Origin of the sequence: Phyllobacterium sp. OV277 (genome assembly GCF_900104355.1) — a bacterium.
In the GTDB taxonomy this organism is placed as follows: domain Bacteria; phylum Pseudomonadota; class Alphaproteobacteria; order Rhizobiales; family Rhizobiaceae; genus Phyllobacterium.
The window spans coordinates 457,601-474,607 of sequence record NZ_FNIY01000001.1 but is presented as its reverse complement, the minus strand read 5'-3'; the positions used below and the strand labels follow the sequence as shown (position 1 = coordinate 474,607).

Genomic DNA, 17,007 nt, shown 5'->3' with positions numbered 1-17,007 from the left:
GCGCCGTTCCTCGATCTTCCGAAAGTCCCTCCATGACAGCCGCTACAGCGGACACTTTTCAGGACAATCCGTCTCGTTTCGAGTTGCGGCTTGCACTGGCTTATTTCGCCATATTCATCTCAAGCGGTCTGCATCTGCCATATTTTCCGCTGTGGCTGGAGTTTCGCTCGCTGTCGCCGACGGAAATATCAATCGTTCTGTCCATGCCGTTGTTTGTCCGGGTTATCGCGGCGCCGCTGGTTTCCATTCTCGCCGATCAGTCGAATGACCGGGCGCATATTCTGACGATTGCCACCATTCTTGCTGTGATCGTGGCGGCGTTTTACTTTCTGCCATTCAACTTCTTCGGCATTCTCATGGTGTCGCTGCTGCTGGCTGCGCCATGGACGGCACAGGTGCCGCTGGCTGATACGATTGCGCTCTCAGGCGTGCGCCGCTATGGCGCTGATTTTGCCAAGATGCGCGTCTGGGGATCGATTGCCTTTCTGCTGGCGTCTTTTGCCGGCGGTGTCCTGATCCAGCACACGGGTGAATGGATCATCCCGACGGTTCTGCTCGGCGCGCTGGTTGCGGCCTGCGGCATGAGTTTTGTTGTACCGCGCATTGGTAAGCCGCGCCGCCTGTCGCCACTGTCGGATATTGATATGGCTAATGCGGGCAGGGCACTGCGCCGCCCTGCTTTCGTGACCTTCCTGATTGCCACGGGGATCACGCAGGCAAGCCATGCCTACGGCTACAGCTTTTCGGCCATCTACTGGAAATCCATCGGCATCGAAGAGACGGTGATCGGCGCGCTCTGGTCCATCGCCGTCGTGGCCGAAGTGATCATGTTCACCTGCTTTCGCCGGGTTTTCGGGCGTTTGCATCCGGCGAGGGTGCTGATGATCGGCTCAGCGGTCGCAATATTCCGTTGGACGGTGTTCCCGCTGATCGTACCGGCTGGGCTTGGCGTCATCGGCTTTTTCGTGGTGCAGAGCCTGCATTCCTTCTCGTTTGCCCTGTCATTCCTCGGCATGCAGAAGATGATCGCCATGACTATTCCCGAGGAGAAGGGCGGTACGGCTCAGGGCATCTCGACATTCTTCATCGGCACGTCGCTGGCCATTGTCACCATGGTTTCCGGGCCGCTTTACAGCGCGACCGGCATCTATGGGTTCTATGCCATGGTGGTGCTTGCGGCTGTCGGGCTTGTGCTCGCCAATGTTTCCCTGAAGCTGGAACAGCGCGAGCACAAGGTGGTTTAGCCCCAGAGTTGCGGCTCTGGCGGTGATACCAGGCTGCCTTCAAAGACAAGGCCGGGACTGCGGTCTTCTTTCAGAATCAGCGGACCGTCGAGGTCAACAAAGTCCGCATCCTGTGCCACAAGAACAGCCGGTGCCATGGCGAGCGATGTGCCGACCATGCAGCCGACCATGATGCCGAAACCAAGGTCTCGCGCGCGCTTTTGCATGCGCAGCGCCTCGGTCAGGCCGCCTGTCTTGTCGAGCTTGATGTTGATGCTGTCATAGCGGCCAAGCAGATTATGCAGATCATCCGTGCCATGGGCGCTTTCGTCGGCGCAAATGGGCACAGGGTGGGGGATGGTGGAAAGGATGGCGTCCTTTCCCGCTGGTAGAGGCTGTTCGATCAGCACAATTCCGGCTTTTGCCGCCGCCAGCATGTGCCTGACAATATTCGCGTCGGTCCAGCCTTCATTGGCGTCGAGAATAATGCGGCTCTTGGGTGCAGCTTCGGCAACTGCGAAAATACGCTCTTCATCGTCCTCGCCGCCAACCTTGACTTTGATCACAGGGCGGTCAGCCATGGCGCGGGCGGATGCAGCCATGGTTGCGGCATCGCCGAAGGAAACGGTGACAGCTGTTGTAAGTGTTTTGAGGGGTGGAAGGTTCAAAAGGTCAGCGACCCGCTTGCCGCTGCGTTTGGCCTCCAGATCCCACAAGGCACAGTCAACTGCGTTGCGGGCAGCGCCTTCGCCGATCAAACCAGGCAAATCCTCCCGCGTTGCGCCTGCGGCGAGAGCGTCACGCAGCTTTTCGATTTCAGCGCAGACGGTTTCGAGGCTTTCGCCATAGCGCGCATAGGGAACGCATTCGCCACGTCCCGTATGGATGCCATCGCGCAATGTGCAAAGCACAACGGCTGCTTCGGTCTTGGAACCCCGTGAGATCGTGAACGTTCCAGCAATGGGCCAACGTTCGACGGTTATCTCTAAAATAGTCATGATATGCGCCTTAATTGCTACAGTGACATCAAGTCAGAGACTCGATATGTGTTGGGGATGTTGACCGATAGAGCAAACAATTCAAGTGCTTCTGTGGTTATGGTGCGTCTTGTCGATCTCAACGCGGGTGATGATCGCAGACGAATGAAGTTCAGGGACGCCAGAGGCGAATGAATTCGACAGAAAACGGCCAGAACAGCGATCAGAAAACCGGCGATGTGCTCCTTTCCGTCAAGGATGTGAGCGTGTCTTTCGGCCGCTCCTCCGTGCTTGAACACCTCGATCTTGATGTCTATCGCGGCGAGATTCTGGGATTTGTCGGAGCATCCGGTACGGGCAAGTCAGTTCTTATGCGGACCATTCTTGGTCTCAATCAGAAACAGCACGGCAAGATCAGCATTTTTGGCCACGATATCGACCATGCGAGCGATCAGGAAAAGTTGAGCGTCGATATGCGTATGGGTGTGCTGTTTCAGCATGGTGCGCTGTTTTCGTCCCTGACCGTTCTGGAAAATATTCAGGTGCCGATGCGCGAATATCTCGATATTCCGCATAGTCTTATGGACGAACTGGCGCGTCTCAAGATCGATCTTGTCGGGCTGAAGCCGGATACGGCAGAGAAATTTCCCTCGGAACTCTCCGGTGGCATGATCAAACGCGCGGCTTTGGCACGCGCCCTGTCGCTTGATCCGGAGATTGTTTTCCTTGACGAGCCGACATCAGGCCTTGATCCTATTGGCGCTGCGGATTTCGATGAACTCATTGCAAATTTGCGCGATACGATGGGTTTGACCGTGTATATGGTCACCCATGATCTCGACAGCCTGTTCGCCGTTTGCGACCGAATCGCGGTATTAGGTCAGAAAAGGGTTCTTGTGGAAGGAACCATTGACGACATGCTGGCGTTTGAGGACCCGTGGGTTCAGGAATATTTTCATGGCAAGCGTGCACGCCAGATTGTGCCTAATGGCAGCAACCGGCGAAAGCCCGATCATGAACAAATTGCCGGACTGGCGCTGAAGGGACAGGGTTAGGTGGAATAATCGATGGAGACCAAAGCCAACTACGTTCTGGTCGGGATATTTACGCTTGCGGTGTGCTTTGCTGCGTTCATTTTCGTGTACTGGATTGCCCGTTATGGCGACCGGCAAGAGATGACGACGCTGGAAATCCGCATTGCGGGTTCCGTGACCGGTCTCTCCCAAGGCAGCCAGATTCTGTTCAACGGTATCAAGGTCGGCACCATCCGCCGGTTGAATATCGACAAGACCAATCCTGATGCGGTTATTGCGATATCCGAAATTGACAGCACCACGCCGATCACCCGTTCGACCCAGGCAACTCTCGGCTTTACCGGTCTGACCGGTCAGGCCTTTGTGGAACTGAAGGGCGGCAAGGCCTATGAGCCCAATCTGCTTGAAGAAGCGGATAAGGATGGCGCTGTTGCGCGTATTGACGCCGATCCGTCCGTGGTGAACAACCTTTTGCAGAAGGCGCAGGATATTCTGGAGCGCGTCAATACGGCCATGAGTTCGATTGAGAGCTTCATTACTGAGGTGAAGGGGCCGCTGGTTGATACGGTCAACAATACCAAGAAGTTCACCGATGCGCTGGCCAAGAACTCCGATGTGATCGACAAGTTCAGCCAGAGCGCCGAAGATGTGCAGTCTGTGGTGCGCGAAGCCCGCGAAATGATGACGCGTCTTAATGCGGCATCGGTTCGCGTGGATGGTGTGCTGGCAAAGGTGGACAGGCTTGTCTCCGACGATAAGGGCAGCGTTGTTGCCGAAGCACGTCAGACGCTGGAATCCTATCGCGCCGTTGCCGACAATCTGAACACGAAGCTCGGGCCTATCACCGACAATCTCAACCGCTTCTCCGGTCAGGGTTTGCGTGATGTGCAGGCACTCGTCACCGAGAGCCGTCAGTCGGTACAGCGTATTGAACGGGCGATCAGCGACCTTGAGAAGAACCCGCAGCGGGTGATTTTCGGGGGCGGCGGCAATGTCCCTGAGTATGATGGCCGGACACGCCGTTGACTTTGGCAAAACTGCATCGCATGAAGGTTAATGAATCGTGAAGCGTTGCGTGACAGGGAAGAGACCATTGGTGAATTCAAGAACGACAATTGCCGCTCTGCTGATGGCCTTGTCCGTTTCCGCATGCGCGGGAGCCAAGAAGCTTGATACATTTGATCTTTCCAGCCCGTCCCTGTCAGACAGTGCATCCAGAAAGCATGGCAGCCGCCAGATTCTGATCGCTGCTCCGTCTGCTCTCAAGGCGCTAGATGGCGAGAATGTCGTTGTCCGCTCCGGGCCCAATGCGATTTCGTTCCTCAAGGGCGCGCAATGGTCGGATCGTCTGCCGAATATTGTGCAGACACGGCTGGTACAGGCGTTTGAAAGCTCTGGCCGTTTTGGCGGTGTGGGGCGTCCCGGCGAGGGGCTGGCAATCGATTATCAGGTTATCAGCAATATTCGCACGTTCGATATCGATGCCTCGGGCAAGGAAACCGCCGTCGTCGAGATTGCCATCAAGATTCTCAACGACAAGAACGGCACGGTTCGCGCAACGCGTGTGTTCCGCTCAACTTCGCCTGTGAGTGGCGGGCAGGGCAATGCCGCCTATATCAAGGCGCTCGATAGTGCGTTTGACAGCGCCGCAAGCGATATCGTCACCTGGACGCTGTCTGTTATTTAAGGTCTACGCGACTTTTTTGAGCGCGCCGGCTTCCGGACCAGTGGCGAAGGGTAGTTCTTCATCAGCCCAGCCGGTTATGCCGCCGATCATGATCTTTACCGGACGGCCAAGTCTCGCCAGCTTTAACGCGGCTTGATCCGCGCCATTGCAATGCGGCCCGGCGCAATAGGCGATAAACACTGTATCATCAGGCCATTTAGCCATGCGCTCGGCCGATATTTCCCGGTGCGGCAGGTGAATGGCACCCGGTACGTGACGGCGTTCATAGGCTGCCGGTGTACCCACCACATGCAGAAGCACAAAATCCTGTTCACCTGTTTTCAAAGCGGCGGCGACATCCGCGCAATCGGTTTCCAGCGAAAGAAGCCGGGAAAAATGCTCGATGGCGATCTGTGCAGAGGCGGCTGGCGTTTCCGTGACATAGCTCATGGGGGCTCTCCTGTTTTGACGTCAAATCAATAGGACAGGCAACTGGGCACTGGTAGTTGGCAAGATTGCCATATATCGTCGATATCATGTCAAACGCATCTACTGCCGCTCGCCTTGAAAATCCGCTGGTTGTTGCCGTTGCCTATGACGGGCTCTGCACATTCGAATTTGGCCTTGTCGTGGAAATGTTCGGGCTGCCACGCCCGGAGATGGGCGATGATTGGTACAGGTTTGCCGTCGCCAGCATTGAGGTGGGCGAACTGCGTGCAACTGGCGGTGTTCGCATCATCGCCGATGGCGGGCTCGATCTTTTTGAGCAGGCCGGAACCATCATCATGCCCGGCTGGCGCGGCGTCGAGCATTCGGTGCCTGAGCCGTTGTCGGAGGCACTGAGAAAGGCACATGCTAATGGCGCACGCATTCTTTCCATCTGCTCCGGCGTGTTTGTGCTGGCGGCAGCGGGGCTTTTGTCGGGGCGCAAGGCAACGACGCATTGGCGCTATGCCGACCTTCTGGCTGAACGTTATCCCGATATCGCGGTTGAACCAAATGTCCTTTATGTGGATGAAGGCAGTGTTCTGACCTCGGCCGGCAGTGCGGCAGGGATTGATCTCTGCTTACATTTGATCCGGCGCGATTTCGGCACGGAAGCCGCCAACAAGGTCGCCCGCCGTCTTGTGGTGGCACCGCACCGCGAGGGCGGGCAGGCACAATTTGTCGAACGCGCTGTGCCGCCTGCTCATGAGGGCATTCGTCTGTCCCCGCTGCTGGAGCGAATGCGCAATGAACTTACGACAGATTTTTCCATCGCGTCATTGGCCAAGGCGGCGGGTATGAGCCCGCGCACATTCCTGCGCCGTTTCGAGGCGGCGACAGGCACGACACCAGCCAAATGGCTGTTGTCAGAACGTTTGGCCAAGGCGAGGGAACTGCTGGAGCAGTCCCTGCTTTCTGTGGAAATGATTGCCGAGTCTACCGGTTTTGGCACTGCCGCCACTCTCAGGCATCACTTTCGCCAGCAGTTGGCCACAACACCAACGGCATACCGGGAGATGTTTGGGCGGCAGATGGCTGATTGAGGGTTGGGTTTGATAAGTGGTGTGTGAGGGATGGGTGTGTGGTTCGTGGTTCGACATAACAACCATGAGGGAGAGTGAGGATGTAACGATAATCGCAGAGATTGCAGCGCGCAAAGATTGCAGAACTAGACTCCCTGCAACCCATTCCTCTCCCTCATGGTGAGCTTGTCGAACCACGCGCAATAGTAAGTGCAGATGAGTTTGGATGCCATTTGAGGATGATCGGTATCTCATCAACAAATTCACTTTGCATGAACATGGTTCGTGGTTCGACAGGCTCACCATGAGGGAGAGGAGTGGGTTGCAGGGAGCTTTATTCTGCAATCTTTGCGCTGCAATCTCTGCGACTATCGTTGCATCCTCACTCTCCCTCATGCTTGTTATGTCGACCACGAACCATCCCCACCACCTCCCACAAACAAAAAACGCGGCTCGAAGGCCGCGTTTTTCAGTTCAGAGCGTTCTCAGATCAACGCAGGCGGTTACTCGCATGCGCAAGCATGGTGTAGACCTTGCCTGTATCCGATGTGAGGTAATTCTGCGTGACGACATTGTCGCGATCGTTACGGGCCACGTCTTCGAGCAGGCGCTCGAAATCGTCCATATAACGGTCAACCGCACGGCGGAACTCGGCATCAGCCTGATATTTGCGCTTGATCTCGTCAAAGGTCTGCTGGCCCTTCAGCGTGTAGAGACGGCGGGTGAACACATTGCGTTCACCGGCGCGATAACGCTGCCAGAGTTCAACAGAAGCCTCATGATCGATCGCACGGGTGATATCGACTGAAAGTGAGTTCAGCGATTCAACCACCTGACCGGGCGAGCGGGCTTCAGGCGCCTTTGCCTTGGGTTCAGCCGGTGCTTCGTCACTGGAAGCGCGGCGGAGCAGGTCGGAAACCCAGCCATTGCCCTGCTTTGGCTGTTCGGCATTGCCACGGGCATCGAGACTGCCGCGCATGGCGGGGGCCGGTGCGGCAGGGGCTGGAGCTGCTGCGCGAGGAGCGGCGACAGGTTCGCTGCGCGGCTGTGGAGCCGGAGCGGCTGCCGCTGCCACGCGGGCAGGAGCGGGAGCGCGGGCTGCCCGTGCTTCGCCAACATCTGTCAGACGTCCGGATTTCTGAACGATTTCCGACAGTTCCTTCAAGGCGTTGATCTGCTCGGAAACCGCCTTGCGCATCTGTGCAGTCGACTGCTTGGCTTCCTCAGGCATGTCCATCACACCGCGCTGCAGTTCCGAACGGGTCTCTTCGAGTTCCGCGCGGATAGCAGCTGAGGAGCGGCGAATTTCGTCCGTCGCATTGGCGAACTTCTGCGATGCCTGTTCGACAACTTCCGAGATCGAATTGCGGATCTGTTCGGTTGTCTGAGTGGCACGGCCTTCTGCGCGGTCGAAAGCGGAGGAGACGAGGGATTCGAACGACCGCATGGTCTTTTCGACGCTCTCGGATTTCTCCACAAGACCTGCTGCCAGATTTTGCAAGGCAACCTGACGGTCATCAAAGGTTGATGCGAGGTTCGACTGGGACGAGTTGATCAGTTCGGAGGCTGCACCCAGCATCTTGCCATGTTCGTCAAAACGCTTGGCGATGGAGGCAATGTCCACAAGTGTCACGTTGGACAGCTGCGAGAGCTTGCCGATATTGCCATCGATGAGGCGTGTCGAGGTCTCGAAGGACTCGGCAGCACGCGTTGCATTTTCAGCAAAGGTTGTTGTCGTGTCGAGCAGACGTCCGTCAATGTCACCGAGGTTCTTGGTGGCCATATCGATCAGTTCGCCCAGCTTCGCATTGGAAGAGGAAAGGCGGTCGATCAGGTTGCTCACGTCATCGGTGAGGCCTGCCTTGGCCTGCTGAACGGCGGTGATGGTTTCCGCAGTCCGGCTGGCAATGGCATTGATCAGCGCCGCATTTTCCACGCGCAGGCGTTCGGTGGCTGCTGTGGTGGCTTCAACAAGCTGTGAAGCCAGAGTGCGGCCATTATCAGCAAGGCTCTCAACCAGCGGCTGTGCCGTGTTGTCGAGAATGCTGATGATTTCCTGCGAGCGGGCAGAAAGCACTTCGTTGAGTTCGCGCGTGCTTTCGGCAAGCTTCGATGCTGTCGAATCCGTGGCGGCCGTGAAGCGGGCTTCCAGAGCTTCCAGATTAGCGGCAGCTTCGGTTGCACGATGACCAAGACGCTTTTCGGTTTCGGCAAGGCTTTCGTTCATGCGCAGGCTGAATGCCTCGCCATGACCATCAAGCGCTTCACCGGCCTTCTGTGCTTCACCTGTAAGAGTGGAAGCGGCTTCGGTGATCTTTTCGCGCAGGGTGCGGGCAACAACCGAGGCGCTCTGTTCAAGCGACTTGCGGACATTATCGACACCCATGGCGAGCGCGCTCTGCATGGTTGTGGTGCGTTCGTCGATGGTGCCGCCGTGGTTTTCAAAGGCCTTGGCGAGTACATCGGCGCTATCCTGCAGAACGGCCTGCAAGGCAACAGTGCGATCGGTGATTGCCCCTGCCTGACCGTCGAGGGTCTGGCTGATGATCGCATTGCCCTGTTCCATGGCTGCGCGAATATTGCTGATACGGTCATCCAATACGCTGGCATGGCTGTTCAGCGTATCGCCAATACGGGCATCCGTGTCGGCAAGGGTCGCTGCAATCGCCGCTGCACGCTCATCAATCGTGTTGATATGTGCTGCAAGCGTGTCGCTGATACCGGTATTGCTATCGGCAATCGTTGCCTGAATTGCTGCCGCGCGCTCGTCGAGCGTGTTGACATGCGAAGCAAGCGTATTGCCGATCTTGGCGTTGCTGTTGGCAAGCGCCGCCGTGACGGCCGCTGCCCGTTCGTCAATCGCACCAACATGCGTAGCAAGTGTATCGCCAATCTGGGCACTGCTGTCATTGAGGGTTGCCCGCAGTGCTGCTGCGCGTTCATCAATGGCGGTAACGTGCGAGGTGAGCACGCTGCCGATCTGCGCATTGCTGCTGTCGAGGACAGAACGGATACCCGCTGTGCGTTCATCGATAACCGAGGCATGACCGGCAAGGGTCTGGCCGATTTGCGCGTGGGTGTTTTCAAGCGCTGCCTGAATGGCTGCCGTGCGCTCATCCAATGCCGAGGCATGGGAGGAAAGCGTATTACCGATGCGTGTATCGCTATTGGCAAGCGCCTGTTCGATACCCGCTGTGCGATCCTCAATAGCGCTGGCATGGGATGCCAGAACATTGCTGATGCGCTCATCGCTGCCGGTCAATGCGCTTTCGATGCGGCTTGTGCGGCCATCAACGGATGCGATGAAGCCGTTGAGCGTGCCATCAATGCGCGCACCGCTGTTGAGCAGGGTTGACTGTATTTCCGCATTGCGGGCGTCGATGGCCTGCGTGTGGGCAGCCAGTGTTTCGTCAAGCTTGGCATCGCTGCCAGCCAGAGCCAGCTGGATGTCCTGATTGCGCTCATCAAGGCTCTTGGCGTGATGGTCAAGAGTCTGGGCAATCTTGGCGTGCGTGTCGACAAAGGCGGCGCGCATACCGGATGTGCGATCATCGATGATCTTGGCATGGGCGTCGAGCGTCTGGCCGATGCGGGCATCGCCAGCCAGGATCGCCGCTTCAACGCCAGCACTGCGGGCATCGATGCTGCGGGCATGTTCGTCGAGCGTCTGGCGGATCTTTTCGTCCGTATCGGAGAATGCGGCATGCATGCCCGATGTGCGGTCTTCGATGGCCTTGGCGTGGGAATCAAGCGTTGCACCGATGCGGGCATCATTATCCGCAAGGGCAGAGCGCAGGCCGGCCGCACGGTCATCAATTGACGCCGTATGGCCATCAATGATCTGGCCGATGGCCGCCGTGCTGGTTTCGAGAGCGGAACGCAGGCTCGATGTATGATCGCCAAGCTGTCCGGCCTGGTCGCGAATGATCGAGGCGGCACGTTCTGTTTCGCCCGACAGGGTTGCGGCGAGGGCATCGCGGCTTTCGGCCAGTTTGTCAGCAAAGGTCGAGGCATTGGCTGACAAGAGGCTTCCAACGGATTCCGATAGGCTCGACAGATCGTTGCCGATCTTCGCCTTTGTCTCATCGACAATACCGTCGATTGAGGCGCGGCCATCGGTGAAGGTCTTGGCGATGTCGCGGGTACGTTCGATCAACTGTTCGTTGATCTGGCGCGCGCGGGCCTCGAGAGCCGAATTCAGGCGCTCGGTGCTTGCATCCAGCGACTGGGCGCGGGTTTCGAACTCTGCCAGCAGGGAGCGGCCACGGTCGTTGATCGTGGTGTCCAATCCGGCAAGGCGTGTATCAAATTCACCGACCAGCGTCTGGGTGGCGTTACCAAGCAGCGAAAGCATGCTGTTGGTGCGGCCATCCAGTGTATCGGCCAGTTTCATCGTGACCGAATCGGTCTGTTCGGAGAGAGCCGCAATCCGCATTTCCAAAAGATTTGCAAAGGCTTCGCCCGAAGTGGTGATCTTGGCTGAGATGTCGTCGGAACGTGAACCGATGGACTCGGCAATCGTGTGACCGCTCTGGGTCAGACGATCAATAAGCGAGTCGCCCGACTGGCTGATCGACATGGTGAGATTGGTCGAAGCGTTGAGCAGATTGTCACGTAGCGAATCGCCAGCGAGGGACAATTCATCCTTCAACTGCTCATGCGCGCTCGAAATCGAGGCGCGAACCCGTTCGGCATGGCCGATCACCGATTCGCGTTCACCGCCGAGGCGGTCAACAAGCGTACGGATGCGGTGTTCATTGTCCGTATAGACGCGTTCCAGCTGGTTTACTTCGGTCTGTACCAGCGTTTCCAGCTCAACGGCGCGGGCGAGGGTGCGTTCAACACCTTCGCTCATGGCGGCGACTTCACGGCGAACGGCCTGGCCCAGCGAGGCCACGCGGTCGGAAGAGAGCATTTCCGGCTCGGAGAGGCGCATTGCAGCTTCGGCCATGGAACGTGCAGCGTATTGCATTTCCTGTGCGCGGCGGACCATCAGGGCAAAGGCCCAGAACAGCATGATCGGAACGATAATCGCGACCGCAAGCGCAATGGCGTGCGGCGCGGCAGCAAAATCGGCGAAGGAGCGAATCGACCATAGGGACGAGCCGTAAATGGCCTGACCGAGTGCGATAACCCCGGCAGCCCAAAGAATGCTGACGATAGCCGTAACGAGACCATAGGAGCGCGGCGCCTGAAGCGAACCTGTTGCGCGGATGGCTGATTGGGTGTTTTGCAGCAAATCATCATTTGCCGGCTTGAAGGTCTGCGGCGGCACAGCCGGTGCCTTTGGCGGCGCGGGCGGGGCGGCGGGAATCGGGTTGGCAGCCATGATCTGCGGCTTGGGGGCAGGCAGCGGAATCGTGTTCTGCGTGGCAAGGGTTTCCTTGATTTCCACGGGTTTCACAGGTTCAGGCACCACCGGCGGCGTGTGTTTTTCCGCTGCCAGTTCCTGTGCGGCCTGAGAAATCTGGGCCTCAAGATCGTTAAAAGAGATCAGATCGTCGTCGATCGGCGAAAGATCCATATCCATGCCGAGTGTCGACTCATCGAAATCAATTTCTAGAGCCTTTTCAAGAGCTTCACCGAGTTCATCTTCGGCTTTCGCTACTTTATTCTTCGGGGCTGTGGCCATGTTTACCTCGCAATATTGGGCAGCGACCACATGTGGAGTCGACCGCGCCATACTCTTTACGCCTTAAGTCTATCGTACTGGCACATGGATTGGAAAGAAACAATGGATTCGGGAAATGCTTAAAAGTTTAAACACAAGGTTAATTTTTGAGGGCCAATCCAAATTTTGCCCGAATGCCTGAATTAACCGTTCGTTCACCACGTCAGGCCAATTCGGGGGGTAGCCGCCATGCTTTAACCCAGAATACCAGGCAAGTGATTAAACTTGTGCATTCATTCGAGTCTGTGTTCAGGAGAGTATAATGGCACTGCCACAACAAGCGTCAATGGCATTTGCGTTGCCGGGCGGCGAAACATCCAAACCATCACGCAAGCGACCTATCGATCTCGTACACCTTACCCGCGAAACATTTGGCAACAGGGCGCTTGAGACCGAAATCCTCAGCCTGTTTTCCCGGCAGATTTGCACGATCGTTGATCGGCTTGGTCAGGCAAATGTCGATGAACGCGTTCGTCTTGCCAAATCGCTCAAGGGTTCTGCGCGTGCCGTCGGTGCCTTTCGCGTTGCCGATATTGCCGAATCAATCGAACAATCTCCCGGCAATGCAAAGCTGGTGAACGAACTTCGCCCTGAAATTATCGATGTTCGCGACTATATAGCAGCGATCACGCGCTAGTTAGCAGCGGTTACGCGCTAGCAGCCTGACCTTAGCAAGGTCTGGGCTGCGTCAGGGAGTGCAATTGACTTCCCTGTCCAAATCCCTATCTCAGCGGTAACTTTTCTGCTTGGGGCTTTTTTCATGGCAAAGATCACATTTGTCACTTTCGACGGTGTCCGCTTTGATACGGACGCCGAAAACGGTTCGACAGTGATGGAAAATGCCATCCGCAATGCGGTTCCGGGCATCGACGCCGAGTGCGGCGGTGCCTGTGCATGCGCCACATGCCACGTTTATATTGATGATGCGTGGAAAGATGTGACCGGCGAGCCTGAGGCCATGGAAGAAGACATGCTCGACTTTGCCTATGATGTACGCCCGAGTTCGCGTCTGTCCTGCCAGATCCGCGTTTCTGATGAACTGGACGGGCTCGTCGTCCATGTTCCGGAACGTCAAGCCTAATATTTAGGCTGATATTTTCTCATCGACCGATTAGAAATGCTCCATTCCCGACCGCAAGCCGGTGTGGAATAGTATGTTGGCATGTCATGAGGAAATATCGATGAGTGAAATGACGAAAACGGATGTTGTGATCATTGGCGCGGGGCCAGTTGGCCTGTTTGCCGTGTTTGAACTTGGCCTTTATGATCTCAAATGCCATCTCATTGATATTCTCGATCGCCCCGGCGGCCAATGTGCTGAACTTTATCCGGAAAAACCTATTTATGATATTCCGGCTTGGCCCGAAATCAGCGGGCAGGGGCTGACCGACAAGCTGATGGAGCAGATCAAGCCATTCGCACCGCAGTTCCATTTCAACCGCATGGTGACCCGGCTGGAACGCCAGCCGGATGGTCAATTCCATGTGGAGACGGATGAAGGCGAGATTTTTGAAACAAAAGTGGTGGTGATTGCCGCCGGTGGTGGTTCATTCCAGCCGAAACGCCCGCCGGTTCCCGGTATTGAAGCCTTTGAGGGCAAGAGCGTTTTCTATTCTGTGCGCCGCATGGAGGAATTCCGTGATGAAGACCTGCTGATTGTCGGCGGCGGCGATTCGGCGCTGGACTGGGCGCTCAATCTGCAACCTATCGCCCGTAGTCTGACAGTGGTGCATCGCCGTGCCGAGTTTCGCGCAGCGCCCGATAGCGTCAAGAAAATGTTCGAGCTGGTTGAAAGCGGCAGCGTTCGTTTCGAGCTTGGGCAGATTTCAGGCCTGAAGGGTGAGGACGGTCAGCTTTCAAGCGCGACGATCAAGGCCGCCGAGGGCGAAACTGAAATTCCCGTCACACGTCTGCTGCCATTCTTCGGATTGACGATGAAACTCGGGCCTATTGCCGATTGGGGGCTCAATCTGCATGAGAACCTCGTTCCGGTTAATGTCGAGACATTTGAAACATCCGAACCGGGGATTTTCGCCATCGGCGATATCAACTGGTATCCGGGCAAGCTGAAACTGATTCTATCGGGCTTCCACGAGGCAGCGTTGATGACACAGGCGGCCAAGCGGATCGTCAGCCCCGGTGAGCGGGTGGTGTTCCAGTACACGACCTCATCCACAAGCCTGCAGAAAAAGCTTGGTGTGCACTCATAGAATTTAACGACGAACCGGCACAGACGTGCCGGTTCTTTCCTTGATCACTTCTTTTCCATTTGCCGTTGGAGCCGGAAGACCAGAAGCCGCTCGAAACGGCGTTCAAAGTTCTTGCCTTCTACCCGGTCGAACTGGACCTGCGCTGCGTCCTGTTGTTGCATCAGCTTGGTCATCAGAGCCGCAGCATCGTTTTTCATATCGTCGCAGTTACTGCGCCAAGGCAGGGCTTTGAACGCCCGCTCCATATCAAATGCCGCCGTGCGGGCGATAATGATATGGCTCTCCTCGTGGCGCTTGATATCGGCTGAAAGCGTGTCCCAGATCAGCGCAAGGTCGGGCTTGGCCGATGCACGCTGCTTCCAGCGTGGCAGATGCACACGGGCATGGATGGTGATATCAGCCTCGACAACCCGGCAGCTTTTGGCGTCGGAACCATATTTGACTTTGGTATTGAAACGCATCTGCGTCGCGCCGGGATGACGCTGCCCTGTTTTGTGTATTTGCGGGCCGCGACGGCTGAGTTCACGGTCGAGATCAGCAGCGGTTTTGCCCGACAGGGTAAAATACTCATATTTGCGCAGGACCACCGCTGCACTGGCACTTTGCGCCGCAAACAGACATACGAATGCGCAAGCCGCCATTCTCAAGATAGTCTTCATGGGGATCGGTCCTTCGTTTCTGACGAGCCTGCCTGATCAAGCTTACAATACTCTAGGACCAAAAACGTTGCGGATGAATTGACGCGGCGATTGTTCTGTTCAAAAACAGTTTCTGCATTCATCAGAGGAGCATCCCTATGCAAAGAGAGTGGCGTCTGGCGCATGGAAGATCCCTGACCCTCGGGCCAGTGTCCGTCATTATGGGTGTTCTTAACGTTACACCGGATTCCTTTTCCGATGGCGGCGTACATCTTGCACTCAATAAGGCAATAGAGGGCGCACGGGCGATGATTGCCGAGGGTGCTGCGATCATCGATGTCGGTGGTGAGTCGACCCGTCCGGGTGCCACCCGGGTTGATCCCAAAACGGAACAGTCGCGGGTGCTTCCCGTCATCGAGGCACTCGCAAAAGAAACCGACGTCCTGATTTCGGTCGATACCTATCGCGAAGAAACCGCACGGCTGGCCGTTGCAGCCGGTGCGCATATCGTCAACGATGTGTGGGGTGTGCAACGCGAACCGGCGATTGCCGATCTTGCGGCTAAGACGGGCGCCGGACTTGTCATCATGCACACGGGCCGCGAAAGGGAACGTGACCCTGACGTGATCGTCGATCAGTTCGCATTTCTCAACCGGTCACTGGAGATCGCCAAGCTTGCAGGTGTGGCACATGACCAGATCGTGCTCGATCCGGGGTTTGGTTTTGCCAAGGAAACCGAAGAGAATCTGGCGCTGATCCGGCGTTTCGGTGAACTCAAGACTTTCGGTTATCCATTTCTGGCTGGCACATCGCGCAAGCGCTTTCTTGGTGCCGTTACTGGACGGGAGGCGGATGAGCGGGATGCGGCAACCGCCGCCACCTCAGCTATTCTGCGACTGGCCGGAGCGGATGTTTTCCGGGTGCATGACGTCAAGACGAACCGGGATGCGCTTGTCATGACGGATGCAATCCTTCAACAGCGGAGCGCTGATTAATGACCATCAGATACAGAACGTGGCTTGGCTTTGGCGGCAATATCGGCGAACCCATACAGGCGATGGCTGAGGCCTTGCAGGCGCTGCATGCGCGCGATGATACGCGTGTCGCCGCTGTTTCGCCTGTCTATCGCACCCCGCCATGGGGCAAAACCGATCAGGCGTGGTTTCACAATGCCTGCGCGCAGGTGGAAACATCCATGCTGCCGGAGGATTTGCTGGCCGTCTGCCTCGATATTGAGCGCCACATGAAACGTGAACGGATTGAGCGCTGGGGGCCGCGTATCATCGATATTGATGTGCTCGTTTATGAAAACTGGAAACCCGTTGAAAGCCTGAACCTCACGCTCCCCCATCCGCGCATGACCGAACGGGCCTTTGTGCTGGTGCCGCTCAGCGATGTTGCGCCTGATCTTGTGGTCAATGGGAAACGCATCGCCGAGTGGGCAGCATTATGTGATCGTTCCGGCATAGAAAAAGCCCGCGAAGACGCGGGCTGGTGGCTTGAAAGCAGGGCCGAATAGTCAGTTCTTGACGATACTGCCGACGGCGGTGTTGTCGACGCGCTTCAGGGTCATTCCGACGACCGGGATCAGCGTGTCCTCAAGCCGTACCGAAATGGTGACGTTCAGCTGATTATCGCCAGTAAACTTGGCCAGCATGGCGCCCGTCAATTGCTTGCGGGTGATATTCAGCACCACGCGATCACCGGAGACGCTGCCACCGGTAATATCAAGGCCTTTGCCAGATGCGCCATCGAGGAACGTACCCTTGTAGGTGCCGCCGCTGCGGGCAATGGTTGCTTTCATCGGCTGGTTGAAAATGCCAACGCGGCAATTGCCATCAAGCGTCATGCCAGCGGTCTCGTCAGGCGTTGAGCCATCGAGCGTACAGGTAAATTTCGTACCCTTGTATTTGCCCGCGACGATCTCGCCGGGGCCGACCCACTGGCCTTCCACAGTCTGGAAGAATTCTGCGTCTTTATCCTTGGCTTGTGCTGAAAACGCGAAGAGCGCGCAGGCGAACAAAGACAGGGTAGCGGCAGCTGCGCGTGTTTTCATTGGGGATATACTCAACACAAATCA

At 56.8% G+C, this 17,007-nt stretch carries 15 protein-coding genes; 10 read left to right on the top strand and 5 right to left on the bottom strand.

Annotated elements, in window-relative coordinates; translation table 11 throughout:
- Window positions 1-32: 32 nt before the first annotated feature.
- Entirely contained in the window at window positions 33-1,244 is a 1,212-nt protein-coding gene (locus BLU05_RS02440; protein WP_091877610.1) for an MFS transporter, read from the top strand.
- On the opposite strand, the gene dgcA is transcribed toward BLU05_RS02440, so the two are convergent.
- Window positions 1,241-2,224 (bottom strand): N-acetyl-D-Glu racemase DgcA, encoded by a 984-nt coding sequence (gene dgcA / locus BLU05_RS02435; protein ID WP_091877608.1) that lies wholly within the window; start codon window positions 2,222-2,224, stop codon window positions 1,241-1,243. The two genes, BLU05_RS02440 and dgcA, sit on opposite strands and share 4 nt — an antisense overlap.
- A gap of 167 nt (window positions 2,225-2,391) precedes the next feature.
- On the opposite strand from dgcA, the gene BLU05_RS02430 reads away from it, so the two are divergent.
- From BLU05_RS02430 to BLU05_RS02420, 3 genes are all read left to right on the top strand, one after another.
- A complete protein-coding gene (locus tag BLU05_RS02430) occupies window positions 2,392-3,255 on the top strand; it encodes an ABC transporter ATP-binding protein (RefSeq protein ID WP_091877606.1) in 864 nt (287 codons plus the stop codon).
- 12 nt (window positions 3,256-3,267) lie between these two features.
- Window positions 3,268-4,260 carry an MlaD family protein gene (locus BLU05_RS02425; protein WP_091877605.1) on the top strand — a complete coding sequence of 331 codons (993 nt, stop codon included), beginning with the start codon at window positions 3,268-3,270 and terminating at the stop codon, window positions 4,258-4,260.
- A gap of 67 nt (window positions 4,261-4,327) precedes the next feature.
- Window positions 4,328-4,921, top strand: a complete 594-nt coding sequence (locus BLU05_RS02420) for an ABC-type transport auxiliary lipoprotein family protein (RefSeq protein ID WP_244518119.1) — start codon at window positions 4,328-4,330, stop codon at window positions 4,919-4,921.
- 3 nt (window positions 4,922-4,924) lie between these two features.
- Here the strand turns inward: BLU05_RS02420 and BLU05_RS02415 are convergent, their stop codons facing one another.
- Window positions 4,925-5,350 (bottom strand): rhodanese-like domain-containing protein, encoded by a 426-nt coding sequence (locus BLU05_RS02415; protein WP_091877603.1) that lies wholly within the window; start codon window positions 5,348-5,350, stop codon window positions 4,925-4,927.
- Window positions 5,351-5,415: 65 nt separating this feature from the next.
- On the opposite strand from BLU05_RS02415, the gene ftrA reads away from it, so the two are divergent.
- Complete coding sequence (gene ftrA, locus BLU05_RS02410; RefSeq protein WP_210184592.1) at window positions 5,416-6,429, top strand: transcriptional regulator FtrA; 1,014 nt, start codon at window positions 5,416-5,418, stop codon at window positions 6,427-6,429.
- Window positions 6,430-6,898: 469 nt separating this feature from the next.
- Here the strand turns inward: ftrA and BLU05_RS02405 are convergent, their stop codons facing one another.
- Complete coding sequence (locus BLU05_RS02405; RefSeq protein WP_091877599.1) at window positions 6,899-12,040, bottom strand: apolipoprotein A-IV repeat region-like domain-containing protein; 5,142 nt, start codon at window positions 12,038-12,040, stop codon at window positions 6,899-6,901.
- A gap of 301 nt (window positions 12,041-12,341) precedes the next feature.
- Between BLU05_RS02405 and BLU05_RS02400 the strand changes: the two genes are divergently transcribed.
- The 3 genes from BLU05_RS02400 (at window position 12,342) to BLU05_RS02390 (ending at window position 14,289) form a co-directional block, all read left to right on the top strand.
- Entirely contained in the window at window positions 12,342-12,716 is a 375-nt protein-coding gene (locus BLU05_RS02400) for an Hpt domain-containing protein (RefSeq protein WP_227986384.1), read from the top strand.
- 123 nt (window positions 12,717-12,839) lie between these two features.
- Window positions 12,840-13,160 (top strand): 2Fe-2S iron-sulfur cluster-binding protein, encoded by a 321-nt coding sequence (locus tag BLU05_RS02395; RefSeq protein ID WP_091877597.1) that lies wholly within the window; start codon window positions 12,840-12,842, stop codon window positions 13,158-13,160.
- A gap of 100 nt (window positions 13,161-13,260) precedes the next feature.
- Entirely contained in the window at window positions 13,261-14,289 is a 1,029-nt protein-coding gene (locus BLU05_RS02390; RefSeq protein ID WP_091877595.1) for an NAD(P)/FAD-dependent oxidoreductase, read from the top strand.
- Between the two features lie 44 nt (window positions 14,290-14,333).
- Here BLU05_RS02390 and BLU05_RS02385 read toward each other — a convergent pair whose 3' ends face one another.
- The gene (locus BLU05_RS02385; RefSeq protein ID WP_091877593.1) at window positions 14,334-14,948 is read right to left on the bottom strand and encodes a DUF922 domain-containing Zn-dependent protease; all 615 of its coding nucleotides are present in this window, start codon (window positions 14,946-14,948) and stop codon (window positions 14,334-14,336) included.
- A 137-nt stretch (window positions 14,949-15,085) separates the two neighbouring features.
- On the opposite strand from BLU05_RS02385, the gene folP reads away from it, so the two are divergent.
- Window positions 15,086-15,922, top strand: a complete 837-nt coding sequence (gene folP, locus BLU05_RS02380) for a dihydropteroate synthase (RefSeq protein ID WP_091877591.1) — start codon at window positions 15,086-15,088, stop codon at window positions 15,920-15,922.
- The gene (gene folK / locus BLU05_RS02375) at window positions 15,922-16,446 is read left to right on the top strand and encodes a 2-amino-4-hydroxy-6-hydroxymethyldihydropteridine diphosphokinase (protein WP_091877589.1); all 525 of its coding nucleotides are present in this window, start codon (window positions 15,922-15,924) and stop codon (window positions 16,444-16,446) included. The genes folP and folK overlap by 1 nt, the downstream gene beginning before the upstream one ends.
- On the opposite strand, the gene BLU05_RS02370 is transcribed toward folK, so the two are convergent.
- Window positions 16,447-16,983 carry a hypothetical protein gene (locus BLU05_RS02370; protein ID WP_091877587.1) on the bottom strand — a complete coding sequence of 179 codons (537 nt, stop codon included), beginning with the start codon at window positions 16,981-16,983 and terminating at the stop codon, window positions 16,447-16,449.
- Window positions 16,984-17,007: the final 24 nt, after the last annotated feature.

Bases quoted from the DNA above. Each gene is read 5' to 3' on its own strand.
- BLU05_RS02440 (WP_091877610.1), top strand. From the start codon at position 33: ATGACAGCCGCTACAGCGGACACTTTTCAGGACAATCCGTCTCGTTTC.
- BLU05_RS02425 (WP_091877605.1), top strand. From the start codon at position 3,268: ATGGAGACCAAAGCCAACTACGTTCTGGTCGGGATATTTACGCTTGCG.
- BLU05_RS02405 (WP_091877599.1), bottom strand. From the start codon at position 12,040: ATGGCCACAGCCCCGAAGAATAAAGTAGCGAAAGCCGAAGATGAACTC.
- BLU05_RS02370 (WP_091877587.1), bottom strand. From the start codon at position 16,983: ATGAAAACACGCGCAGCTGCCGCTACCCTGTCTTTGTTCGCCTGCGCG.
- BLU05_RS02430 (WP_091877606.1), top strand. From the start codon at position 2,392: ATGAATTCGACAGAAAACGGCCAGAACAGCGATCAGAAAACCGGCGAT.
- BLU05_RS02385 (WP_091877593.1), bottom strand. From the start codon at position 14,948: ATGAAGACTATCTTGAGAATGGCGGCTTGCGCATTCGTATGTCTGTTT.
- BLU05_RS02415 (WP_091877603.1), bottom strand. From the start codon at position 5,350: ATGAGCTATGTCACGGAAACGCCAGCCGCCTCTGCACAGATCGCCATC.
- folP (WP_091877591.1), top strand. From the start codon at position 15,086: ATGCAAAGAGAGTGGCGTCTGGCGCATGGAAGATCCCTGACCCTCGGG.
- folK (WP_091877589.1), top strand. From the start codon at position 15,922: ATGACCATCAGATACAGAACGTGGCTTGGCTTTGGCGGCAATATCGGC.
- BLU05_RS02390 (WP_091877595.1), top strand. From the start codon at position 13,261: ATGAGTGAAATGACGAAAACGGATGTTGTGATCATTGGCGCGGGGCCA.
- BLU05_RS02400 (WP_227986384.1), top strand. From the start codon at position 12,342: ATGGCACTGCCACAACAAGCGTCAATGGCATTTGCGTTGCCGGGCGGC.
- BLU05_RS02395 (WP_091877597.1), top strand. From the start codon at position 12,840: ATGGCAAAGATCACATTTGTCACTTTCGACGGTGTCCGCTTTGATACG.